26 protein-coding genes, 1 tRNA gene and 1 pseudogene are annotated in these 20,745 nt (G+C 58.5%); 20 read left to right on the top strand and 8 right to left on the bottom strand.

The genetic code is table 11. The features are described from left to right. Positions 1–131: 131 nt before the first annotated feature. Positions 132–326 (bottom strand): carbon storage regulator CsrA, encoded by a 195-nt coding sequence (gene csrA / locus FBY02_RS20975; protein ID WP_003179932.1) that lies wholly within the window; start codon positions 324–326, stop codon positions 132–134. A gap of 248 nt (positions 327–574) precedes the next feature. Here csrA and FBY02_RS20970 point away from each other — a divergent pair, with 248 nt between their 5' ends. After that, positions 575–940, top strand: a complete 366-nt coding sequence (locus tag FBY02_RS20970) for an SPOR domain-containing protein (protein WP_144930082.1) — start codon at positions 575–577, stop codon at positions 938–940. A 69-nt stretch (positions 941–1,009) separates the two neighbouring features. Here FBY02_RS20970 and FBY02_RS20965 read toward each other — a convergent pair whose 3' ends face one another. Both FBY02_RS20965 and FBY02_RS20960 read right to left on the bottom strand, forming a co-directional pair. Beyond that, a complete protein-coding gene (locus tag FBY02_RS20965; protein ID WP_047700657.1) occupies positions 1,010–1,699 on the bottom strand; it encodes an endonuclease in 690 nt (229 codons plus the stop codon). A 5-nt stretch (positions 1,700–1,704) separates the two neighbouring features. After that, positions 1,705–2,004 carry a DUF1654 domain-containing protein gene (locus tag FBY02_RS20960; RefSeq protein WP_144930081.1) on the bottom strand — a complete coding sequence of 100 codons (300 nt, stop codon included), beginning with the start codon at positions 2,002–2,004 and terminating at the stop codon, positions 1,705–1,707. Between the two features lie 289 nt (positions 2,005–2,293). Here FBY02_RS20960 and FBY02_RS20955 point away from each other — a divergent pair, with 289 nt between their 5' ends. From FBY02_RS20955 to FBY02_RS20925, 7 genes are read left to right on the top strand one after another with little or no spacing between them, the layout of a single operon-like run. Next, positions 2,294–3,250, top strand: a complete 957-nt coding sequence (locus FBY02_RS20955; RefSeq protein WP_144930080.1) for a sugar ABC transporter substrate-binding protein — start codon at positions 2,294–2,296, stop codon at positions 3,248–3,250. Between the two features lie 56 nt (positions 3,251–3,306). Then, positions 3,307–4,860 carry a sugar ABC transporter ATP-binding protein gene (locus tag FBY02_RS20950; protein WP_144930079.1) on the top strand — a complete coding sequence of 518 codons (1,554 nt, stop codon included), beginning with the start codon at positions 3,307–3,309 and terminating at the stop codon, positions 4,858–4,860. Then, positions 4,857–5,834: an ABC transporter permease gene (locus FBY02_RS20945; protein ID WP_144930078.1), complete on the top strand. Its 978-nt coding sequence runs from the start codon at positions 4,857–4,859 to the stop codon at positions 5,832–5,834. Before FBY02_RS20950 ends, FBY02_RS20945 begins: the two co-directional genes overlap by 4 nt. A gap of 3 nt (positions 5,835–5,837) precedes the next feature. Continuing rightward, positions 5,838–6,857, top strand: coding sequence for a LacI family DNA-binding transcriptional regulator (locus FBY02_RS20940; protein ID WP_144930077.1), 1,020 nt, complete (start codon positions 5,838–5,840; stop codon positions 6,855–6,857). A 23-nt stretch (positions 6,858–6,880) separates the two neighbouring features. Beyond that, on the top strand, positions 6,881–7,795 hold the full coding sequence (gene rbsK, locus FBY02_RS20935) for a ribokinase (RefSeq protein WP_144930076.1): 915 nt from the start codon (positions 6,881–6,883) through the stop codon (positions 7,793–7,795). Then, on the top strand, positions 7,792–8,196 hold the full coding sequence (gene rbsD / locus FBY02_RS20930) for a D-ribose pyranase (protein WP_144930075.1): 405 nt from the start codon (positions 7,792–7,794) through the stop codon (positions 8,194–8,196). The genes rbsK and rbsD overlap by 4 nt, the downstream gene beginning before the upstream one ends. Positions 8,197–8,218: 22 nt before the next feature. Then, on the top strand, positions 8,219–9,247 hold the full coding sequence (locus tag FBY02_RS20925; protein WP_144930074.1) for a nucleoside hydrolase: 1,029 nt from the start codon (positions 8,219–8,221) through the stop codon (positions 9,245–9,247). Between the two features lie 118 nt (positions 9,248–9,365). On the opposite strand, the gene FBY02_RS20920 is transcribed toward FBY02_RS20925, so the two are convergent. Then, on the bottom strand, positions 9,366–9,563 hold the full coding sequence (locus tag FBY02_RS20920; protein ID WP_144930073.1) for a hypothetical protein: 198 nt from the start codon (positions 9,561–9,563) through the stop codon (positions 9,366–9,368). Between the two features lie 272 nt (positions 9,564–9,835). Here FBY02_RS20920 and FBY02_RS20915 point away from each other — a divergent pair, with 272 nt between their 5' ends. After that, positions 9,836–10,141 (top strand): hypothetical protein, encoded by a 306-nt coding sequence (locus FBY02_RS20915; RefSeq protein WP_144930072.1) that lies wholly within the window; start codon positions 9,836–9,838, stop codon positions 10,139–10,141. A 166-nt stretch (positions 10,142–10,307) separates the two neighbouring features. Further along, entirely contained in the window at positions 10,308–10,619 is a 312-nt protein-coding gene (locus FBY02_RS20910) for an I78 family peptidase inhibitor (protein WP_144930071.1), read from the top strand. A gap of 67 nt (positions 10,620–10,686) precedes the next feature. Here FBY02_RS20910 and FBY02_RS20905 read toward each other — a convergent pair whose 3' ends face one another. The 3 genes from FBY02_RS20905 to FBY02_RS20900 all read right to left on the bottom strand — a co-directional run bounded on the left by FBY02_RS20905 (position 10,687) and on the right by FBY02_RS20900 (position 11,492). Continuing rightward, on the bottom strand, positions 10,687–10,899 hold the full coding sequence (locus FBY02_RS20905) for a cold-shock protein (RefSeq protein WP_003179963.1): 213 nt from the start codon (positions 10,897–10,899) through the stop codon (positions 10,687–10,689). Positions 10,900–11,043: 144 nt separating this feature from the next. Next, positions 11,044–11,220: a hypothetical protein gene (locus tag FBY02_RS28160; protein WP_178111993.1), complete on the bottom strand. Its 177-nt coding sequence runs from the start codon at positions 11,218–11,220 to the stop codon at positions 11,044–11,046. After that, entirely contained in the window at positions 11,190–11,492 is a 303-nt protein-coding gene (locus FBY02_RS20900) for a hypothetical protein (protein ID WP_144930070.1), read from the bottom strand. Before FBY02_RS20900 ends, FBY02_RS28160 begins: the two co-directional genes overlap by 31 nt. Before the next feature lie 378 nt (positions 11,493–11,870). Here FBY02_RS20900 and thrS point away from each other — a divergent pair, with 378 nt between their 5' ends. From thrS to FBY02_RS20850, 10 genes are all read left to right on the top strand, one after another. Beyond that, on the top strand, positions 11,871–13,793 hold the full coding sequence (gene thrS / locus FBY02_RS20895) for a threonine--tRNA ligase (RefSeq protein WP_144930069.1): 1,923 nt from the start codon (positions 11,871–11,873) through the stop codon (positions 13,791–13,793). Further along, positions 13,793–14,344 (top strand): translation initiation factor IF-3, encoded by a 552-nt coding sequence (infC, locus tag FBY02_RS20890; protein ID WP_169432615.1) that lies wholly within the window; start codon positions 13,793–13,795, stop codon positions 14,342–14,344. Before thrS ends, infC begins: the two co-directional genes overlap by 1 nt. 60 nt (positions 14,345–14,404) lie before the next feature. After that, positions 14,405–14,599, top strand: a complete 195-nt coding sequence (rpmI, locus tag FBY02_RS20885) for a 50S ribosomal protein L35 (protein ID WP_002553160.1) — start codon at positions 14,405–14,407, stop codon at positions 14,597–14,599. Positions 14,600–14,629: 30 nt separating this feature from the next. Next, positions 14,630–14,986: a 50S ribosomal protein L20 gene (gene rplT / locus FBY02_RS20880; RefSeq protein WP_024779372.1), complete on the top strand. Its 357-nt coding sequence runs from the start codon at positions 14,630–14,632 to the stop codon at positions 14,984–14,986. Between the two features lie 110 nt (positions 14,987–15,096). After that, entirely contained in the window at positions 15,097–16,113 is a 1,017-nt protein-coding gene (pheS, locus tag FBY02_RS20875) for a phenylalanine--tRNA ligase subunit alpha (RefSeq protein WP_139644397.1), read from the top strand. A 27-nt stretch (positions 16,114–16,140) separates the two neighbouring features. Beyond that, positions 16,141–18,519, top strand: a complete 2,379-nt coding sequence (gene pheT, locus FBY02_RS20870; protein ID WP_144930068.1) for a phenylalanine--tRNA ligase subunit beta — start codon at positions 16,141–16,143, stop codon at positions 18,517–18,519. Positions 18,520–18,522: 3 nt separating this feature from the next. Further along, a complete protein-coding gene (gene ihfA / locus FBY02_RS20865; protein ID WP_002553164.1) occupies positions 18,523–18,825 on the top strand; it encodes an integration host factor subunit alpha in 303 nt (100 codons plus the stop codon). After that, positions 18,806–19,162, top strand: a complete 357-nt coding sequence (locus FBY02_RS20860) for a MerR family transcriptional regulator (RefSeq protein ID WP_003179985.1) — start codon at positions 18,806–18,808, stop codon at positions 19,160–19,162. Before ihfA ends, FBY02_RS20860 begins: the two co-directional genes overlap by 20 nt. Positions 19,163–19,252: 90 nt before the next feature. Next, positions 19,253–19,329 (top strand) — tRNA-Pro (locus FBY02_RS20855). 401 nt (positions 19,330–19,730) lie between these two features. Continuing rightward, on the top strand, positions 19,731–20,309 hold the full coding sequence (locus FBY02_RS20850) for a hypothetical protein (RefSeq protein ID WP_144930067.1): 579 nt from the start codon (positions 19,731–19,733) through the stop codon (positions 20,307–20,309). On the opposite strand, the pseudogene FBY02_RS20845 reads toward FBY02_RS20850, so the two are convergent. Beyond that, positions 20,306–20,650: pseudogene (locus tag FBY02_RS20845) on the bottom strand (conjugal transfer nickase/helicase domain-containing protein); the annotation flags it as partial. The gene FBY02_RS20850 and the pseudogene FBY02_RS20845 sit on opposite strands and share 4 nt — an antisense overlap. Positions 20,651–20,745: the final 95 nt, after the last annotated feature.

Here is a 20,745-nt window from a genome sequence, read left to right as displayed (position 1 = left end):
GCATTAATATCGGTTTCAAGGGTTGGACGGAAAAGCAGGGGCGGGGTGATGCGGGGAAGGCGCGGGCGGCCTGAATCTTTAGCCAGCCATTGCGATGATGCAAACGGGCTGGCTACGGACCGTTGCAAGGCTCAGGGAGTTTGCGGCTTGTCGGGGGCAGTCAGGCCCGCCTGAATGCGCTGATAGATCTCTTCGCGATGCACGGCGACGTTTTTCGGGGCATTGATGCCGATACGGACCTGTTGGCCGCTGACGCCCAGAATGGTGATCGTGATGTCGTCACCAATGTTTATGCTTTCACCGACTTTGCGGGTGAGTATCAGCATGGTGTTCTCCTTGATTACTTTATTAGGGCACCTGATTCAGACAGTGCAGATGTCGGTACTGCTTATAGATTAGTGCTAAGTGTCACAATGTGGGTGCCTCTTTCTGACGTGCAGATGCAGCATTAATTCCCAGGGTGCGACTATACAGAGAGACCGGGCAGGATTCTCGTGTTTTGCGTACTGTTTGCGGGGTTCTTGGTGGATGTGAGTGCTAAAATCCTTCCTTCATGTCTTCCTGAGGAAACGTTGTGCGTAAATTGGCTTGGGTTATCGCGGTGTTGATGCTGGCCGGATGTGGCGAAGGGCGTGAAGTCGAAGCGCCGAAGCCGAAGCCATCGGTGACCTCCGCACCGGCAGTCGCTGCTGCGCCGCAATGGGGGGTCGAGGTTCGGGGCGAGACGCCGCAGGCTGTCAGCGACCTGACCGGATGGCTGATCGAGCACAGCTTCATGTCGAGCGTGGTTCGGGAAAATGGCAAGGAGCGGGTCCTGGTCGGACCGTTAAGCTCCAGGGCGGAGGCCGAGGCCAAGCAAGAGCAAGTCACTGCCGCCCTGGTTCGGGCCAAGAAACGCAACATCGAGACGCAGGTGGTGGATTTTCCGACGGCTCAATGATCGAGCAAAACAACGCCTGTGGGAGCAGGCTCGCTCCCACAGTTGCTTTGTGCTGTTCACAATGCGAGGTCAGCCGCAGGCTTTCAGATCCACCGGCCCCACGAACTCGTTACCCCGTCCCATGACGCAGGCCACGCTCTGGTTGCGCTGGCGCTCCCAGCTTTCCACTGGATAGGTTTTATCCCAGGCTTCGTACAGACGTCGGTCCTGTTTCGAAAGCTGCAGGCCATATTGCTTGCTCATGTAGAAATACGTTCGGGCGATCATTCCCCGGATGGAAGGGCGAGGCATGACTTTCTTCGCCTTGAAATCCACCTGGGTCAGGCACGAGCCGTACTGGCCCTTCTGCACCGGTAGCCAGCCGAAGCTGAAGTTGTTCCGGTCACCATTCACTTCGCCGATGCTGGGCACCAGGTTGTGAAGGTCGGCTTCGGCCCGTTGATAGACCGGATCGTAGCGGGTGCAGTTCTTGCGCCCACCTTGTTGCCAGCACTGGCGCTGATGACCGATCTGCCACGCCGGAACGATATGCTCCCACTCGATACGGGCGGCGCGACTGGCATTCTTGCGGGGCACATAACCGCAGGCCGCCAGGTTGACGCGATTGCCGGTGTACTTGCAGCCGCAATAGAACTCGGTGGACTGCGGGGCGTAGAGTTTCCAGGCGACTTTCTTGGCTTCGTTGAAGGTACGAGGAGCCCCGGCCTGGGCGCCTGTGGCGATAAGCACAAGCAGTAAAGCAACACAGCGGACTTTCATCGGACTCAATCTTCCTTCGGCACAACCCAGAAAACCTGCACGCCACCATCGTCGCGATAGGCGAGGGTCACGTTGTCGTTCTCGTCGATTTCTTCCAGCAGGCGCTCCCATTCCTCCACGGGTTCGTCGGGAAGGCGAAAGATCAGGGCTGCCTTGGCTTTTTGCGCAGTAGGGGCATTGATGATTTTCGAGACCCGCAGGCCGAGTTTTGTATAGGAGTCTAAGGGGGTAGTTGCAGCGGAGGGCGTGGCCACAGGATTATCCTTATTAAGCTGTACGTGCATACAGTATTTAACCGTAGGCATTTACGCAACTGCTTAAAATTCAAGAAAATCGTCTGACAGCACGTTTGACGTTTTGGTGTGGGAAAAAAATGATTATTTATCGCTGGGACCGAGAAGCTGACCGCTGTGGCTTCGAGTTTATCTGTTCAACCCGATGGCATCGAAGCGGCGGCATGATCCGAGACCCTGCGAACACAACCGCAACGTTGACAAATCCCCGAAGCCTTACCATAGTTCACTTCACGCAAACGTTTGCGCGGCGTTCCGTGCACTGATTTGCCCACAATAATCATAAGATCGGAGTGAACCCATGAAGTTGCCATTCGCTGGACGCCTTCTCGCTGTCGCCGTGCTCGCGGCTGCATCCACTGCATTGCCGTTCTCCTCGGTATCCGCCCAGGCCGCTGAAAAACCCAAGGTCGCCCTGGTCATGAAATCCCTGGCCAACGAATTCTTCCTGACCATGGAAGATGGCGCCAAGGCCTATCAGAAGGAACACTCCGCCGATTTCGACCTGATCTCCAACGGGATCAAGGATGAAACCGACACCGCCAACCAGATCCGCATCGTCGAGCAGATGATCGTGTCCAAGGTTGATGCTCTCATCATTGCGCCCGCCGATTCCAAGGCCATGGTGCCGGTGATCAAGAAAGCCGTCGATGCCGGTATCACGGTGATCAACATAGACAACCAGCTCGATCCTGCCGTGGTCAAGAGCAAGAACATCAATGTGCCGTTCGTAGGCCCGGACAACCGCAAGGGTGCGCGCCTGGTCGGTGAATACCTGGCCAAGCAACTCAAGGCCGGTGATGAGGTCGGCATCATCGAAGGCGTGTCCACCACCACCAATGCCCAGGCGCGCACCGCGGGCTTCAAGGATGCAATGGAAGCGGCGCAGGTCAAGGTCGTGTCCCTGCAATCGGGCGATTGGGAGATCAACAAGGGCAATCAGGTCGCTGCGTCGATGCTCAGCGAATACCCGAACATCAAGGCGTTGCTGGCCGGTAACGACAGCATGGCAGTCGGCGCGGTATCCGCCGTGCGCGCTGCCGGCAAGGCCGGCAAGGTGCAAGTGGTCGGCTACGACAACATCAATGCCATCAAACCGATGCTCAAGGACGGCCGTGTCCTGGCGACCGCCGACCAGTTTGCTGCCAAACAGGCGGTCTTCGGTATCGAGACGGCCCTGAAGATCCTCAAGGGCGAGAAAGTCGACAGCGGTGCCAACGGCGTGATCGAAACGCCGGTCGAGCTGGTTACGAAGTAATCGTCCTGACGATGTAGTGGTGCTCGCCCATCCGGGCGAGCACGTGGAGAGTCTTTATGTCCGTTTTCGACCCGAACGCTGTCCTGACTGTCAGTGGCATCGGTAAAACCTATGCCCAGCCGGTACTGACCGACATCGACCTGACGTTGAGGCGCGGTGAAGTGCTGGCACTGACCGGTGAAAATGGCGCCGGTAAAAGTACCCTGTCCAAGATCATCGGTGGGCTGGTGACACCGACGACAGGGCAGATGCAATTCCAGGGGCAGGATTATCGCCCCGGCAGCCGTACCCAGGCCGAAGAGCTGGGCGTGCGGATGGTGATGCAGGAACTCAACCTGCTGCCGACCCTGTCCGTGGCCGAAAACCTGTTCCTCGACAACCTGCCCAGCCGCGGCGGCTGGATCAGCCGCAAGCAGTTGCGCAAGGCCGCCATGGAAGCCATGGCCCAGGTGGGGCTCGACGCAATCGATCCCGACACCCTGGTCGGCGAGCTGGGCATCGGTCACCAGCAGATGGTCGAGATCGCCCGTAACCTGATTGGCGATTGCCATGTGCTGATTCTCGACGAACCGACCGCCATGCTGACGGCGCGCGAGGTCGAGATGCTGTTCGAACAGATCACCCGCCTGCAGGCCCGGGGCGTTTCGATCATCTACATTTCCCATCGCCTCGAAGAACTGGCACGGGTTGCCCAACGCATTGCGGTGCTGCGCGACGGTAACCTGGTCTGCGTCGAGCCGATGGCCAATTACAACAGCGAGCAGTTGGTGACGCTGATGGTCGGTCGGGAACTGGGCGAGCACATCGACCTGGGACCGCGGCAGATCGGCGCGCCGGCCCTGACCGTCAAGGGCCTGAGCCGTTCCGACAAGGTTCGTGATGTGTCCTTCGAAGTCCGCAGTGGCGAAATATTCGGCATCTCCGGCCTGATCGGGGCAGGGCGTACCGAATTGCTGCGGCTGATCTTCGGCGCCGATGCGGCCGATAGCGGCACCGTGGCGTTGGGTTCCCCGGCCACCGTCGCCAACATCCGTTCGCCGGCCGATGCGGTGGCCCATGGCATCGCCTTGATCACTGAGGACCGCAAGGGTGAAGGCCTGTTGTTGACCCAATCCATTGCCGCCAACATTGCCTTGGGTAACATGCCGGAGATTTCCAGTGCCGGTATCGTCAACGGCAATGACGAACTATCCCTGGCTCGGCGGCAGATCGATGCCATGCGCATCCGCAGCTCCAGCCCGGCACAGCTGGTGTCCGAGTTGTCGGGTGGCAACCAGCAGAAAGTGGTGATCGGCCGCTGGCTCGAACGCGATTGCTCGGTGCTGTTGTTCGACGAGCCGACCCGTGGTATCGACGTCGGCGCGAAGTTCGACATCTACGCGCTGCTCGGCGAATTGACCCGCCAGGGCAAGGCGCTGGTCGTGGTGTCCAGCGACCTGCGGGAACTGATGTTGATCTGTGACCGGATCGGCGTGCTGTCCGCCGGTCGCCTGATCGACACCTTCGAGCGTGCCAGCTGGACCCAGGATGACTTGCTTGCCGCCGCATTCGCCGGCTACCAGAAACGTGACGCGTTGCTCAACGAAGCGGCGCCTAGGGAATTTTCATGAAAACCGCATCTGCCGTCAGCAAGCCGAGTGGCAACTTCTACGGCCTCGGCACTTATCTGGGGCTGGCCGGCGCGCTGCTGGCCATGGTCGCGCTGTTCTCGGTCCTGAGCAGCCACTTCCTTTCCTATGACACGTTCAGCACCCTGGCGAACCAGATTCCCGACCTCATGGTGCTGGCGGTCGGCATGACGTTCATCCTGATCATCGGTGGCATCGACCTGTCGGTGGGCTCGGTGCTGGCGCTGGCGGCCTCGACGGTCAGTGTCGCGGTGCTCGGCTGGGGCTGGAGCGTCTGGCCCTCGGCCTTGCTGGGCATGGCCGTGGCGGCGCTGGCGGGGACCGTCACTGGTTCGATCACGGTGGCGTGGCGGATTCCATCGTTCATCGTCTCCCTGGGCGTGCTGGAGATGGCTCGCGGCCTCGCGTACCAGATGACCGGGTCCCGGACGGCTTATATCGGTGACTCCTTCGCCTGGCTGTCCAATCCGATTGCGTTCGGTATTTCACCGTCCTTCATCATTGCCTTGCTGGTGATCTTCATTGCCCAGGCCGTGCTGACCCGTACGGTGTTCGGTCGCTACCTGATCGGCATCGGCACCAACGAAGAAGCGGTGCGCCTGGCCGGTATCAATCCGAAGCCCTACAAGATCCTGGTATTCAGCCTGATGGGCTTGCTGGCCGGCGTGGCGGCGTTGTTCCAGATTTCCCGCCTGGAGGCGGCGGACCCGAATGCGGGGGCAGGGCTCGAACTGCAGGTCATTGCCGCCGTGGTGATCGGTGGTACCAGCCTGATGGGCGGGCGCGGTTCGGTCATCAGTACCTTCTTTGGCGTGTTGATCATCTCCGTGCTGGCGGCAGGCCTGGCGCAGATCGGCGCGACAGAGCCGACCAAGCGCATCATTACCGGTGCGGTGATCGTGGTGGCGGTGGTGCTGGATACCTACCGCAGCCAGCGCGCCAGCCGGCGGTCCTGAGCCATGGCGACGATCAAGGATGTAGCGGCGCTTGCGGGGATTTCCTACACGACAGTGTCCCATGTCGTAAACAAGACCCGGCCGGTCAGCGAAGAGGTGCGACTCAAGGTCGAGGCGGCGATCCAGCGTCTCGACTATGTGCCCAGCGCGGTGGCCCGTTCGCTCAAGGCCAAGACCACGGCGACCATCGGCCTGCTGGTGCCCAACAGCCTCAACCCTTACTTTGCCGAGCTGGCCCGGGGAATCGAGGATTACTGCGAGCGCAACGGTTATTGCGTGATCCTGTGCAACTCCGACGACAACCCGGACAAGCAGCGCAGTTACCTGCGGGTGCTGCTGGAAAAACGCATTGACGGCCTGATCGTCGCTTCCGCCGGTGGCGACGTCGGCCTGGCGCAAGGCCTGAAGGGTGTTCGCACGCCCATGGTCATCGTCGACCGCGGGCTGGACGGCGTCGACGCGGACCTGGTGCGCATCGATCACGAATACGGCGCGTACCTGGCCACCCGACACCTGCTGGAGCTGGGGCACCGCGATATTGCCTTTATCGGTGGGCCGGCGGACACCAGTGTGGCGCAGATGCGCCTGGCCGGTTACTGCCGCGCGTTGAAAGAGGCGGGGATCGAGTTGCCCGTCGAGCGTAAGCTCGAAAGCGATTTCACCAGCACCGGCGGCTACCGCGCCGCAGCCGAATTGCTTGAACAGCAGCCACCCAGTGCGATCTTTGCGGCCAACGACATGATCGGCATCGGTGTGCTGCGAGCCGCCGCCGAGCGCAACGTGCGGGTGCCCAGCGAGCTGTCGGTCATCGGTTTCGACGACATCCAGATGAGTCGTTATGTCTACCCGGCGCTGACCACGGTGGGGCAATCGATTCTGCAACTTGGCGAGATGGCGGCGGAAGTTTTGTTGCGGCGGATCGCCACGCCCGGGCTGGTCACCGATCAACGGATCGTGACGCCCAGCATTGTCTTGCGGGAGTCGACCGCGCCACTGTCCGGCGCATTCGCCCAGTACCGCTGAACCGAATGGATGAGTAGTGACGTATGTCTGCAAAAGTAGTGGTAATAGGCAGCCTGAACATGGACCTGGTGACCCGCGCGCCGCGTTTGCCCCGGGGCGGTGAAACGCTGATCGGCGAGTCGTTCTCCACGATTGCCGGGGGCAAGGGTGCCAACCAGGCGGTGGCTGCGGCGCGCCTGGGGGCTCGGGTCTCCATGGTCGGTTGTGTGGGCAGCGATGCCTATGGCCAGGCATTGCGAGGCGCGCTGCTGGCCGAAGGCATCGATTGCCAAGCCGTCAGTGTCGTGGAGGGGGCCAGCGGCGTGGCGCTGATCGTGGTCGATGACAACAGCCAGAATGCGATTGTCATCGTCGCCGGTGCCAATGGTGCGCTCACGCCCGAGGTACTGGACGGTTTCGACAAGGCGCTGCAAGACGCCGATGTCATCATCTGCCAGCTTGAAGTGCCCGACGCCACGGTCGGCCATGCGCTCAAGCGCGGCCGCGAGCTGGGCAAGATCGTCATTCTCAATCCGGCACCGGCTTCCCGTGCGCTGCCGGCCGACTGGTACGCGTGTGTCGACTACCTGATTCCCAACGAGAGCGAGGCCGCCATGCTGAGCGGCTTGGCGGTGGATTCCCTGGAAACCGCCGAAGCGGCCGCGGCGCAATTGATCGCCGCCGGTGCCGGCAAGGTGGTCGTGACGCTGGGCGCCCAGGGGCTGATGTTCGCCAACGGCTCGAGTTTCGAACACTTCCCGGCGCCGCGGGTCAAGGCTGTGGACACCACGGCGGCGGGGGATACCTTTGTCGGTGGTTTCGCGGCTGCCCTCGCCAATGGAAAAAGCGAAGTCGACGCGATTCGTTTCGGTCAGGTCGCCGCGGCGCTGTCGGTCACCCGCGTCGGGGCCCAGCCCTCCATCCCCACATTGCTGGAAGTACAGGCTTTCAAACCATGAAAAAGACACCCTTGTTGAATGTGGCCCTTTCACGGCTGATCGCCTCCCTCGGTCATGGCGATAAGGTGGTCATTGGTGACGCCGGGCTACCGGTCCCTCCTGGCGTCGAGTTGATCGACCTGGCCCTGACCCACGGCATTCCCGATTTCGTCAGTACCCTGAAAGTGGTGCTCACTGAAATGCAGGTGGAACGCCATGTGCTGGCCACTGAAATATTCGATAAACAGCCAGCGGCCCTGTCGACGCTTGAGTCGTTGCAGGCCGAAGGTGCAATGGGGGCGCGTGAGTTGGTCAGTCATGAGCAATTCAAGGTCCTCAGCCGACAAGCTCGAGCGATTATTCGCACAGGAGAATGCTCTCCGTACTGCAACGTTGTGCTGATTGCTGGAGTAACCTTCTAAACCCCCGCACAAGGAGTGCACCATGCACCGCTATGCTCAGAAAATGCATCAACTGTTCCGGAGTCTGTTGCTGTTGTCACTGATCACCGCTACGAGCGCCCAGGCGGCGGAAAAAATCGATCTGATCATCGACACCGATCCCGGGGCCGACGATGTGGTCGCCTTGTTGTTCGCCCTGGCATCTCCTGAAGAACTGCAGATCCGCGCGCTGACCACCGTCGCCGGCAACGTGCGCCTGGACAAGACCTCCCGCAACGCTCGCCTGGCCCGGGAATGGGCAGGGCGCGAGGATGTGCCGGTGTACGCCGGCGCGCCGAAGCCGATGATGCGTACGCCGATCTATGCGGAAAACATCCATGGCAAGGAAGGCCTGTCGGGTGTCACCGTCCATGAGCCGAAAAAGGGCCTGGCCAAGGGCAACGCCGTCAACTACCTGATCGAGACCCTCAAGGCGGCCAAGCCCCACAGCATCACCATTGCCATGCTTGGTCCGCAGACCAACCTGGCCCTGGCGCTGATCCAGGAGCCGGACATCGTCCAGGGCATCAAGGAAGTGGTGATCATGGGCGGTGCGCACTTCAATGGCGGGAATATCACGCCGGTGGCTGAATTCAATCTGTTCGCCGACCCACAGGCGGCGGAGGTAGTCGCCAAGAGCGGTGTGAAGCTGACCTACCTGCCGCTGGACGTGACCCACAAGATCCTCACCAGCGAAGCTCGCCTCAAGCAGATCGCGGCCGTGAACAACAATGCCAGCAAGCTGGTCGGCGATATCCTCAACGAGTACGTCAAGGGCGATATGGAGCACTACGGCATGTCGGGCGGGCCGGTGCATGACGCGACAGTGATTGCCTACCTGCTCAAGCCGCAGCTGTTCACCGGTCGTTCGGTCAACGTCGTGGTGGACAGCCGCGAGGGGCCGACCTTCGGGCAGACCATCGTGGACTGGTACGACGGCCTGAAGGCACCCAAGAATGCATTCTGGGTGGAAAACGGCGATGCCCAGGGTTTCTTCGACCTGCTGACCGAGCGTCTGGCACGTCTCAAGTAAGCTGCCTTCGCAACGCAAGACCTGTGGAAGCGAGCCTGCTCGCGATAGCGGACTGCTTGGCGACATCAATCAAGCTGACCCACCGCCATCGCGAGCAAGCCAGGCTCCTGCTGTAGCCTCAATCGGCAGCTTCGATGACACTCGGGTAGCGTTCGAATGCCTGCTGGATGAAGTTTCGGGCCACCTCCGTGCCCAATTCCTTCACCAACAGCTCTATACCGATGATCGCCAGTTCCTCGGGGCTGCCAGGGCTGTAGGAGCTGTGGCCCTCCGACCATTTGGCATTGATGGTGGCTTCGATGCTGATGATGCTCATGGCAGGGCTCGCGGGTTGAGAGGTCTGTAGGCTCTGTACGAGAAGCCTTGAGACGAAGGTCAGGCAAGGCGAAACAGCCGAGCAAGCGCAGTGGACTGGAGTACATGAGCATTGCGAGGCTGTTTTCAACACAGCATGAACGAGTATCAAGGCTTTTCGTACAGAGCCTAGGCTGAGTTAACCACTTTTGCCCAGGGTTTGGCACTGCGACTTAGGCATCGGGGGAGGGCTGTGCGACACTTGCTTCTTTGATTGTTCAAGGAACCCCTGCCGTGCAGATCGATTTGAATGCGCCTGACGGGCTGACCCTCGACGCCGTTCGCCAGTTGCTGGCATCGGCCAGCGATGACGAGCACACCCAATTACGCGTGACCAAGGGTGGTATCGCCTATCTGTCTTCGGGCGTGGTGGGGGGAGCCGACATCAATGGCTTGCTGTTTCGACTTGAGACGTGGGCAAAGGGCTCGGGTTATGTCGGACGAGTCGCTGCCAGTGATGAGGTCTGGGTGATGCAGATCTACAACGCCCTGAAAGACAATTGGCCGAATCCGCCCTTCGACTACATTGATGTTTATTGAACGCTGAACATATTCAGTCACGATTCATGTCTGACTGGCGGTGCTGGGCTCAGGCAAACTGGCGGTTTTCAAGGTGGAAGAGCGGGGCGGTGGCCCTTCTACGGAAACCAAGCTTCGTTTGGGTTGTCGCACGCTCTCTGTTTATTGATCAACGAAAGGAGGCTTCATGCCTTGGAAGCTCGCGTCATTGAGTATTTTGCTGGCCGCCGGGTTCTTGCACGGTTGCAGCAGCGCTGAATCGTCCCCTGATCCGGTTGCCGCCCAGACCCATTACGACCGCTGCGAAGCGAAGGCCGCCGAGTTTGCCATCGGCAAACAGGCCTCGCCGCAACTGCTGGAACAGGCCCGCACCCGTTCCGGCGCGCAGATTGCCCGGATCCTCAAGCCCAACGACATGGTGACGCTTGAGTATCGCTCCGATCGCCTGAATCTCAATACCGACGCCAATCTGGTGGTCAATCGGGTGAACTGCGGCTGAGTCGCAGTTTTCAACCGCCCATAAAAAACCCCGTCACATGGACGGGGTTTTTTAGCGCGCCAAGAAATTACTCTGGGCGAACTTGTGCAGCTTGCATACCCTTTTGGCCTTTCTCAGCCACGAAGGAAACGGTTTGGCCTTCTTTCAGGCTTTTGAAACCGTCGCTTTCGATAGCTTTGAAGTGTACGAACAGGTCGTCACCGCCACCTTGAGGAGTGATGAAGCCGAAGCCTTTTTCATCGTTGAACCATTTAACGGTGCCGGTTTGGCGATTAGACATGGTGTATCTCCAAGAAACATATATTTTCAGTAGTGCTGTGCTGCTCAGGCCAACTGGGCACACCTGGGTATCATAGTCGAAATGTTCGATTTGGGAGCCCCCCGGACGTGCTGTTTGCCGAACAGTCGTCTTTTCTTTACCGCCTCATCCTGCTGTAAGCCCCGGTTTTAAAGGGTTTTGGCGGAAAGTAAAGGCGATAAAAAAAGCTGTAAAACCTGCAAAATTCGTCTGAAAAAAGGCAAATTCGGGGTTTTTCATGGGCTCAAGCCAGTCTTGAAAAGCCTGTCCGCTCATTTTTTCTTCGAAGGGGCGGCCTTGCATTTGGCGATCTGTCCGAGCGCCTTTTGCTGCAGTTCCACGGGCGCTTTGTTGTCCATCAGGGCCTGGATGTCGGCGGCCGGGTAGGATTTGATCGCATCGGCGCCACAGGCGCAGTGGGATTTGGCCGCCGCCGCGCCGATCTGCGGTGTGGCCGCCTGAGTGCACTGGGCCATGTATTTCTCACGCTCGCCTTTTGGCCAGTCGGCGTGGGCGGTCAGAGGGAGCAGCAGGGCGAAGGGGGCGACTGCTGCCAGTAACGTGTTCAGACGCATGCTGGGATGCTCCTTTGGGTCGATGTCTTGTTATCAGAGGTATTGCGGGGCGTTTCAGTTCAGCACTCTGGCATAAAAACCAGGGGTTTACGCTTGTTCAGGTTGCAATTAGAGCACGGCGATGACCGTTCATCTGTGCTAGCATGCCGGGCTCGGGTATTTTCAGGCACCGGATGACGACAGGTCCCGGCAGCGGCAAATGTTCGAATAACCCTGATTTGAATCCCAGTCACTCTGGTTCGGTTTCCCGGTTGGCCGCGAGGCTCCTGCCGCTGTAAGGCAGGCGTTCATGATTGAATGGCCTGGACTGGATCTTGTACTGGCTCATCCCAACCCACGTGACCTTTGGTAGGGGTCACCACTAGGAGAGGAGGCGCCATGCCAACTATTACTCTTCCCGACGGCAGTCAACGTTCATTCGATCATCCGGTATCCGTAGCCGAGGTCGCCGCATCCATCGGTGCAGGCCTGGCCAAGGCCACCCTGGCCGGCAAGGTCAACGGCAAACTGGTAGATGCCAGCGATGTCATCGACAGCGACGCCACGCTGCAAATCATCACCCCCAAGGATGAAGAGGGACTGGAGATCATTCGCCACTCCTGCGCGCACCTGGTCGGCCATGCGGTCAAGCAGTTGTACCCGAGCGCGAAGATGGTCATCGGGCCGGTCATCGACGAAGGCTTCTATTACGACATCGCCTTCGAGCGTCCTTTTACCCCGGACGACATGGCTGCCATCGAACAGCGTATGCAACAGCTGATCGAGAAGGACTACGACGTCATCAAGAAAGTCACCCCGCGCGCCGAAGTCATCGAAGTCTTCAAGGCCCGTGGCGAGGATTACAAGCTGCGTCTGGTGGAAGATATGCCGGACGAGCAGGCCATGGGCCTGTACTACCACGAAGAATACGTCGACATGTGCCGCGGTCCGCACGTGCCGAACACCCATTTCCTGAAGTCTTTCAAGCTGACCAAACTGTCCGGTGCCTACTGGCGCGGCGATGCGAAGAACGAGCAGTTGCAGCGCGTCTACGGCACTGCCTGGGCGGACAAGAAGCAGCTGGCGGCCTACATCCAGCGCATCGAGGAAGCCGAGAAGCGCGATCACCGCAAGATCGGCAAGCGCCTGGGCCTGTTCCATACCCAGGAAGAATCGCCGGGCATGGTGTTCTGGCACCCGAACGGCTGGACGATGTACCAGGTGCTCGAGCAGTACATGCGTCAGGTCCAGCGTGAAAACGGCTATCTGGAAATCAAGACGCCGCAAGTGGTGGACCGCAGTCTGTGGGAGAAATCCGGGCACTGGGCCAACTACGCCGACAACATGTTCACCACCCAGTCGGAAAACCGCGACTACGCCATCAAGCCGATGAACTGCCCATGCCACGTGCAGGTGTTCAACCAGGGCCTGAAAAGCTACCGCGAGCTGCCGATGCGTCTGGCCGAGTTTGGTGCATGCCACCGTAACGAGCCGTCGGGGGCGCTGCACGGCATCATGCGCGTGCGCGCGTTTACCCAGGACGATGCTCACATCTTCTGCACCGAAGAGCAGATGCAGGCCGAATCGGCTGCGTTCATCAAGCTGACCATGGACGTCTACCGGGACTTCGGCTTCACCGAAGTCGAGATGAAGCTGTCCACTCGTCCGGAAAAGCGCGTTGGCTCCGACGAGCTGTGGGATCGCGCCGAAGCCGCACTGGCGGCCGCCCTCGATAGCGCGGGCCTTGCGTATGACCTGCAGCCGGGCGAGGGTGCCTTCTACGGTCCGAAGATCGAGTTCTCGCTGAAAGATTGCCTGGGTCGTGTCTGGCAGTGTGGTACCCTGCAGCTCGATTTCAACCTGCCGATCCGTCTGGGCGCCGAATACGTGTCCGAAGACAACAGCCGCAAGCACCCGGTCATGCTTCACCGCGCGATCCTCGGTTCCTTCGAGCGGTTCGTCGGCATCCTGATCGAACACTACGAGGGCGCGTTCCCTGCGTGGCTGGCGCCGACCCAGGCAGTGATCATGAATATCACTGATAAACAGGCAGATTTTGCCGCCGAGGTCGAAAAAACTCTCAACCAAAGCGGATTTCGTGCCAAGTCTGACTTGAGAAATGAAAAGATCGGCTTTAAAATCCGCGAGCATACCTTGCTCAAGGTTCCCTATCTTCTGGTTATTGGAGATCGGGAAGTCGAGATGCAGACTGTCGCTGTGCGTACTCGTGAAGGTGCTGACCTGGGCTCGATGCCCGTCGCCGAATTCGCCGAGTTCCTCGCGCAAGCGGTTTCCCGGCGTGGTCGCCCAGATTCGGAGTAATTATTATTAAGCGTGAAATGAGACAAGATAAACGAGCTGCACCGAAGGCCCCGATCAACGAGAATATCTCGGCACGCGAGGTTCGGTTAATTGGCGCTGACGGCGAGCAGATTGGCATCGTCTCGATTGATGAAGCGCTTCGTATTGCTGAAGAAGCCAAGCTTGATCTGGTGGAAATTTCCGCGGACGCAGTCCCACCCGTTTGCCGGGTGATGGACTACGGCAAGTCGATCTTCGAGAAGAAGAAGCAGATTGCCGCGGCGAAGAAAAACCAGAAGCAGATTCAGGTAAAAGAAATCAAGTTTCGTCCAGGGACGGAGGAAGGGGATTACCAGGTAAAACTGCGCAACCTGGTACGTTTCCTGAGTGACGGGGACAGGGCCAAGGTATCCTTGCGATTCCGCGGCCGTGAGATGGCCCACCAGGAGCTGGGGATGGAACTCCTCAAGCGGGTTGAACAAGACCTGCTCGAGTACGGTTCGGTCGAACAGCATCCTAAGATGGAAGGACGCCAGCTGATCATGGTCATCGCCCCGAAAAAGAAGAAGTAATCACCAGGGCACGGCAGGCCTTGCGATTATGTTTATCAACTGAATGCGGAGTATCCGAACATGCCAAAGATGAAAACCAAAAGTGGTGCTGCCAAGCGGTTTCTGAAAACTGCTAACGGCATCAAGCACAAGCACGCTTTCAAGAGCCACATCCTGACCAAAATGTCGACCAAGCGTAAGCGTCAACTGCGCGGTAGCAGCTTGCTGCATCCGTCTGACGTGGCAAAAGTCGAGCGCATGCTGCGCCTTCGTTAATTTTTGGATCAAGAATAGAGGAAGTAACTCATGGCTCGTGTAAAGCGTGGCGTCATTGCCCGTAAGCGTCACAAGAAAATTATGAAACTTGCTAAAGGCTACTACGGTGCGCGTTCCCGCGTATTCCGTGTTGCCAAGCAAGCCGTAATCAAGGCAGGCCAATACGCCTACCGTGACCGTCGTCAGAAAAAACGTCAGTTCCGCGCTCTGTGGATCGCTCGTATCAATGCTGGTGCTCGTACCAACGGTCTGTCCTACAGCCGTTTGATCGCTGGCCTGAAAAAGGCGTCCATCGAGATCGACCGTAAGGTTCTGGCTGATCTGGCAGTGAACGAAAAAGCAGCGTTTGCTGCGATTGTCGAGAAAGCTAAAGCCACTTTGGCCTAAGTACCCCCGGCAGTCACCGGGGTCCACCTCTGTGGGCCCGGGTGTTAAACGTCATGAATAGGGGAAGAGCCTTAAAAGCTCTTCCCCTATTTCGTATCTGGAGTCTGTACATGGAAAACCTGGATGCGCTGGTCTCTCAAGCACTAGAGGCTGTGCAAAGCGCTGAAGATATCAATGCCCTGGAGCAAATCCGGGTTCACTACCTTGGCAAGAAGGGCGAGTTGACCCAGGTGATGAAGACCCTGGGGAACCTGCCGGCCGAAGAGCGTCCGCAAGTCGGTGCGCTGATCAACGTCGCCAAGGAACGTGTCACAGAAGTCCTCAATGCGCGCAAGGCGTTGTTCGAGGAGGCGGACCTGGCCGCCAAGCTCGCCGCCGAGTCCATCGACGTGACCCTGCCTGGCCGTGGCCAGACCTCCGGTGGCCTGCACCCGGTGACCCGGACCCTGGAACGCGTCGAACAGTTCTTTACCCGCATCGGCTACGGCATCGCCGAGGGCCCTGAGGTCGAAGACGACTACCACAACTTCGAAGCGCTCAACATCCCAGGCCACCACCCGGCCCGGTCGATGCACGATACCTTCTATTTCAACGCTAACATGCTGCTGCGCACCCATACCTCGCCGGTACAGGTCCGCACCATGGAATCGAAAAAGCCGCCGATCCGCATCGTCTGCCCAGGCCGTGTGTACCGTAGCGACTCGGATATCACCCACTCACCGATGTTCCACCAGGTCGAAGGCCTGCTGGTCGATCGCGACATCAATTTCGCCGACCTCAAAGGCACCATCGAAGAGTTCCTGCGGGTGTTCTTCGAGAAAGAACTGGCGGTGCGTTTCCGCCCCTCGTACTTTCCATTCACCGAGCCATCGGCTGAAGTCGACATGGAATGCGTGATGTGCAGCGGCAAGGGCTGCCGGGTCTGCAAGCAGACTGGCTGGCTGGAAGTCATGGGCTGCGGCATGGTTCACCCGAACGTGCTGCGCATGTCCGGGATCGATCCGGAAGAGTTTTCGGGATTTGCTTTCGGCATGGGCGTCGAGCGCCTGGCCATGCTGCGTTACGGTGTGAATGACTTGCGCCTGTTCTTCGACAACGACTTGCGGTTCCTTGCGCAATTTCGCTAGCCGTCACGAACTTATTAGGAGAACAGGATGAAATTCAGTGAACAATGGCTGCGCGGCTGGGTCAGTCCGCAGGTAAGCCGGGACGAGCTGGTTGCTCGTCTGTCTATGGCTGGTCTTGAGGTCGATAGCGTGACGCCGGCCGCCGGTGAATTCAGCGGTGTGGTGGTGGGCGAGGTGCTGAGCACCGAACAACACCCGGACGCGGACAAATTGCGGGTTTGCCAGGTCAGCAATGGCGGGGAAACCTTTCAGGTGGTCTGTGGCGCGCCAAACGTGCGCCCGGGCCTGAAGATCCCGTTCGCGATGATCGGCGCCGAGCTGCCGGGCGACTTCAAGATCAAGAAGGCCAAGCTGCGTGGCGTCGAATCCAACGGCATGTTGTGCTCCCAGGCCGAATTGCAGATCGGCGAAGGCAACGATGGTCTGATGGAACTCCCGGCCGATGCGCCAGTGGGACAGGACATTCGTGAATACCTGGACCTGGACGATGCCAGCATCGAGGTCGACCTGACGCCGAACCGTGGTGACTGCCTGTCCCTGGCCGGTCTGGCCCGTGAAGTGGGCGCCTTGTACGACACTCCGGTGGCTCGCCCGACGGTCGCGCCGGTTCCGGCAATGCATGACGAAGTGCGTTCGGTCGAGGTCCTGGCCCCGACAGCGTGCCCGCGTTATCTGGGCCGTGTGATCCGTAATGTCGACCTGTCGAAGCCGACGCCGTTGTGGATGGTCGAGCGCCTGCGTCGTGCCGACGTGCGCAGCATCGACGCTGCCGTCGACATTACCAACTACGTGATGCTGGAACTGGGTCAGCCCCTGCACGCGTTCGATCTCGCCGAAATCAATGGCGGCATCCGCGTGCGCATGGCCGAGGAAGGCGAGAAGCTGGTTCTGCTCGACGGCCAGGAAGTCACCCTGCGCAGCGATACCCTGGTGATCGCCGACCACTCCCGCGCCCTGGCCATTGCCGGTGTGATGGGCGGCGAGCACAGCGGCGTTTCCGTGTCGACTCGCGACGTATTCCTCGAAAGCGCGTTCTTTGATCAGATCGCCGTCGCTGGCAAGGCCCGTTCCTACGGCCTGCACACCGATGCCTCGCACCGCTACGAGCGTGGCGTGGACTGGCAACTGGCCCGTGAAGCCATGGAGCGCGCCACCGGCCTGCTGCTGGAAATCACTGGCGGCGAAGCCGGGCCGATCATCGAAACCGTCAACGAACAGCACCTGCCCAAGATCGCACCGGTCACCCTGCGTGCCCAGCGTATTTCCCAGATGCTGGGCATGGACATGGACGCGGCCGAAGTCGAGCGTCTGCTCAGCGCCTTGGGTTTGAACATCCGTGCCGATGGAGCAGGGCAGTGGCGCGTCGAAGTGCCAAGTCATCGTTTCGACATCAGCCTGGAAGTCGACCTGATCGAAGAGCTGGCCCGCCTGTACGGCTACAACCGTCTGCCGGTTCGCTACCCGCAGGCTCGCCTGGCCCCACAAGCCAAGGCTGAAGCCCGCAGCGACCTGCCGGAACTGCGCCGCCTGCTGGTGGCCCGTGGGTATCAGGAAGCGATCACCTACAGCTTCATCGATCCACGCCAGTTCGAACTGTTCAACCCAGGCGTCGAGCCGCTGTTGCTGGCCAATCCGATCTCCAACGACATGGCGGCCATGCGTTCGTCCTTGTGGCCTGGTCTGGTCAAGTCGCTGCAGCACAACCTGAACCGTCAGCAGGACCGCGTGCGCCTGTTCGAAAGCGGCCTGCGCTTCGTCGGCCAGTTGGACGGCTTGAAGCAAGAGCCGATGCTCGCCGGTGTCGTCTGCGGCAGCCGCCTGCCGGAAGGCTGGGCGCAGGGTCGCGACGTCGTCGACTTCTTCGACGTCAAGGCTGACGTGGAGGCGGTACTCGGCTTCGCCGGTGCGCTGGATGCATTCACCTTCGTGCCGGGCAAACATCCAGCCCTGCACCCTGGGCAAACTGCGCGCATCGAGCGAGACGGGCGTGAAGTCGGCTATGTCGGTGCCATCCACCCGGAATTGTCGAAAACCTTGGGCCTCGATCGTCCAGTCTTCGTTTTCGAGCTGGTTCTGGCCGAAGTGGCGCAGGGGAAAATGCCGAAATTCCAGGAGTTATCGCGCTTTCCTGAAGTGCGCCGTGACCTGGCGTTGCTGGCTGACCGCGACGTTGCCTCGAGCGCCGTGCTGGACGTAATCCGTGAAAATGCAGGCGAGTGGCTGACGGACCTCAGGCTATTTGACGTGTATCAGGGTAAAGGCATTGATCCGCATAGAAAAAGCCTTGCAGTCGGCTTGACCTGGCAGCATCCATCGCGCACTCTTAATGACGATGAGGTGAATACCGCAACGCAGAATATCCTCACCTCGCTCGAAAACAGGTTGAACGCCACGTTAAGGAAGTGACGTATGGGGGCTCTGACGAAAGCTGAGATGGCGGAACGTCTATACGAGGAGCTGGGCCTGAATAAACGGGAGGCCAAAGAACTGGTCGAACTGTTTTTCGAAGAAATCAGGCACGCTCTCGAAGACAACGAGCAGGTCAAATTGTCCGGTTTCGGCAATTTTGACCTTCGGGACAAACGCCAGCGGCCTGGCCGCAATCCGAAAACGGGAGAAGAAATCCCGATCACGGCTCGCCGTGTGGTCACCTTTCGTCCAGGGCAGAAGTTGAAGGCCCGAGTTGAGGCTTATGCTGGAACCAAGTCATAACGACGAGCTACCCGTCATCCCGGGCAAACGCTACTTCACCATTGGTGAAGTCAGCGAGCTGTGTGCGGTAAAACCACACGTGCTGCGCTATTGGGAGCAGGAGTTTCCTCAACTCAACCCGGTCAAGCGCCGCGGAAACCGCCGGTACTATCAACGACAAGACGTGTTGATGATCCGGCAGATCCGGGCGCTGCTGTACGACCAGGGCTTCACCATCGGCGGCGCACGCCTGCGCCTCTCCGGTGACGAAGCCAAAGACGATACCACCCAGTACAAACAGATGATCCGCCAGATGATCGCCGAGCTTGAAGATGTGCTGGTGGTGCTCAAGAAATAAAATTCTGCTTTTAAATACTTCCAGTTTTCAAAAGCTTGCGTTATATTCCTGAGCGTTCCGCTGAGAAGCGGAACATGATTCACGCCTAGTCGGGGCGTAGCGCAGTCCGGTAGCGCACTAGCATGGGGTGCTAGGGGTCGAGTGTTCGAATCACTCCGTCCCGACCATATTTTTCAATGACTTAGCCCAATCCGAAAAGATTGGGCTTTTTCATGCCTGAAAGAATACTCCCACATTTACTCCCACGAATATCCTGGATCTAGGTAGCTGTGAGCTAGCGATAGCTTTGGCACTGCTTTGCGCCAGCTCTGGCTGCCCACCAACGGCAGGCAGCGCCTGGTGGGTAGCAAGGGCATTGGAATCGCTCAATACAAGATTGGGTAGAGAAGTATTCGCAGCTACCTGAATACACGGCGATATCGTTAATATGCTGGGTGGAGTGAGCAGCTCCTGACGGCTGATCAACTTGAGCTCAAGCACATTGACTTACACCAATTTCCACTTCTGGCTTTGGTTGAACCTTGGCGAAACGATCGAGTTGGCTTCGACATAGCAAGGACGCGTACAGATGATCGACTACCTCGCGGCATTCCCCATTCCAGCCAACCTGTTGCCGGAGCGATTGCGTTCGCTGCTACAATCGCTACCGATCCTGCGCTTCGGGTGGAGGTCAGTTGTTTCACAGAAGATGCCTAATAGTGTGGGGAGTGTCACTGTATTTGTCGGTTTTGAAGGTGCACGTTTGCGGAATTTAATCGCTGATTCAGAGCCTGAGGTTTTGAAACGGTTTAATGTTGTTTTTGGTATTCCGCCATTTAAAACGGAATGGGAAACTCATTCCTTGATGGAAAATGCGTCAATCCTGTTGGATCAGCAGGTCGAAGAGATTCTTTATGCAGGCGCTAATAATCCATACTCATGCTATGAGGTATTGTTGATGCTTTATAAGGCTAGGGATTATAGCTCTTCATTTGAAGTTGCTCCGCTTGGCACTAAGCCTGCAGCAATCGCATCCGCTTTATTTGCAGCTGAACATCGTGGCGTTTCCGTTAGATATGATTATCCACGTCGTTCTCAGGGACGGTCCAGTGGTGTAGGGAAAGTACATCTTTTTACTGCGTGGTGTGATGGTGATGTGGGGTGCTAGTCATATTCAAATGACAGATATGAGTTGTCGCTAGGGTGCTCATCAAAAATTATTTTTGTGTCTTCTATCAAATAACCTTTAAGTTTTGAGGTTTTTCTAGGTCCTTGGATTTTACAGCTCCAAATATTTAGTCCGTTATCGCGTTTTTTATGTATTTTTAAACTTTCGAATTGCTTCTGCACCCAACGCCATTCTTCAATCTCTTGAGTAGCACCATTGGCAATGCCAGGAAACTCCTGGACATATCGTTGAAAGATACCGGGTGTTACCAGAAACGCAGTACCGCTCACCGTGTGGATTTTGGCCTTGCTGTCATTGATGATCAGCTTGTGGCTCCGGATGGGGGATGCGGCGGAAATCTTGGACTACCTGGAGGTAGTTCATGTATTCATACGAAGACCGTATCCGAGCGGTCAAGCTCTACATCAAACTGGGC

Source organism: Pseudomonas sp. SJZ078, from assembly GCF_007828255.1.
Taxonomy (GTDB): domain Bacteria; phylum Pseudomonadota; class Gammaproteobacteria; order Pseudomonadales; family Pseudomonadaceae; genus Aquipseudomonas.
Note: the sequence above shows the minus strand (reverse complement) of the source record. Positions and strands in the feature narration are given on the sequence as shown.

What these genes read in the sequence shown, in the direction of transcription:
- csrA (WP_003179932.1), bottom strand. Translation starts at nt 326, where the DNA reads ATGCTGATACTCACCCGCAAAGTCGGTGAAAGCATAAACATTGGTGAC.
- FBY02_RS20965 (WP_047700657.1), bottom strand. Translation starts at nt 1,699, where the DNA reads ATGAAAGTCCGCTGTGTTGCTTTACTGCTTGTGCTTATCGCCACAGGC.
- FBY02_RS20960 (WP_144930081.1), bottom strand. Translation starts at nt 2,004, where the DNA reads ATGCCTACGGTTAAATACTGTATGCACGTACAGCTTAATAAGGATAAT.
- FBY02_RS20955 (WP_144930080.1), top strand. Translation starts at nt 2,294, where the DNA reads ATGAAGTTGCCATTCGCTGGACGCCTTCTCGCTGTCGCCGTGCTCGCG.
- FBY02_RS20950 (WP_144930079.1), top strand. Translation starts at nt 3,307, where the DNA reads ATGTCCGTTTTCGACCCGAACGCTGTCCTGACTGTCAGTGGCATCGGT.
- FBY02_RS20945 (WP_144930078.1), top strand. Translation starts at nt 4,857, where the DNA reads ATGAAAACCGCATCTGCCGTCAGCAAGCCGAGTGGCAACTTCTACGGC.
- FBY02_RS20940 (WP_144930077.1), top strand. Translation starts at nt 5,838, where the DNA reads ATGGCGACGATCAAGGATGTAGCGGCGCTTGCGGGGATTTCCTACACG.
- rbsK (WP_144930076.1), top strand. Translation starts at nt 6,881, where the DNA reads ATGTCTGCAAAAGTAGTGGTAATAGGCAGCCTGAACATGGACCTGGTG.
- rbsD (WP_144930075.1), top strand. Translation starts at nt 7,792, where the DNA reads ATGAAAAAGACACCCTTGTTGAATGTGGCCCTTTCACGGCTGATCGCC.
- FBY02_RS20925 (WP_144930074.1), top strand. Translation starts at nt 8,219, where the DNA reads ATGCACCGCTATGCTCAGAAAATGCATCAACTGTTCCGGAGTCTGTTG.
- FBY02_RS20920 (WP_144930073.1), bottom strand. Translation starts at nt 9,563, where the DNA reads ATGAGCATCATCAGCATCGAAGCCACCATCAATGCCAAATGGTCGGAG.
- FBY02_RS20910 (WP_144930071.1), top strand. Translation starts at nt 10,308, where the DNA reads ATGCCTTGGAAGCTCGCGTCATTGAGTATTTTGCTGGCCGCCGGGTTC.
- FBY02_RS20905 (WP_003179963.1), bottom strand. Translation starts at nt 10,899, where the DNA reads ATGTCTAATCGCCAAACCGGCACCGTTAAATGGTTCAACGATGAAAAA.
- FBY02_RS28160 (WP_178111993.1), bottom strand. Translation starts at nt 11,220, where the DNA reads ATGCAAGGCCGCCCCTTCGAAGAAAAAATGAGCGGACAGGCTTTTCAA.
- FBY02_RS20900 (WP_144930070.1), bottom strand. Translation starts at nt 11,492, where the DNA reads ATGCGTCTGAACACGTTACTGGCAGCAGTCGCCCCCTTCGCCCTGCTG.
- thrS (WP_144930069.1), top strand. Translation starts at nt 11,871, where the DNA reads ATGCCAACTATTACTCTTCCCGACGGCAGTCAACGTTCATTCGATCAT.
- rpmI (WP_002553160.1), top strand. Translation starts at nt 14,405, where the DNA reads ATGCCAAAGATGAAAACCAAAAGTGGTGCTGCCAAGCGGTTTCTGAAA.
- rplT (WP_024779372.1), top strand. Translation starts at nt 14,630, where the DNA reads ATGGCTCGTGTAAAGCGTGGCGTCATTGCCCGTAAGCGTCACAAGAAA.
- pheS (WP_139644397.1), top strand. Translation starts at nt 15,097, where the DNA reads ATGGAAAACCTGGATGCGCTGGTCTCTCAAGCACTAGAGGCTGTGCAA.
- pheT (WP_144930068.1), top strand. Translation starts at nt 16,141, where the DNA reads ATGAAATTCAGTGAACAATGGCTGCGCGGCTGGGTCAGTCCGCAGGTA.
- ihfA (WP_002553164.1), top strand. Translation starts at nt 18,523, where the DNA reads ATGGGGGCTCTGACGAAAGCTGAGATGGCGGAACGTCTATACGAGGAG.
- FBY02_RS20860 (WP_003179985.1), top strand. Translation starts at nt 18,806, where the DNA reads ATGCTGGAACCAAGTCATAACGACGAGCTACCCGTCATCCCGGGCAAA.
- FBY02_RS20850 (WP_144930067.1), top strand. Translation starts at nt 19,731, where the DNA reads ATGATCGACTACCTCGCGGCATTCCCCATTCCAGCCAACCTGTTGCCG.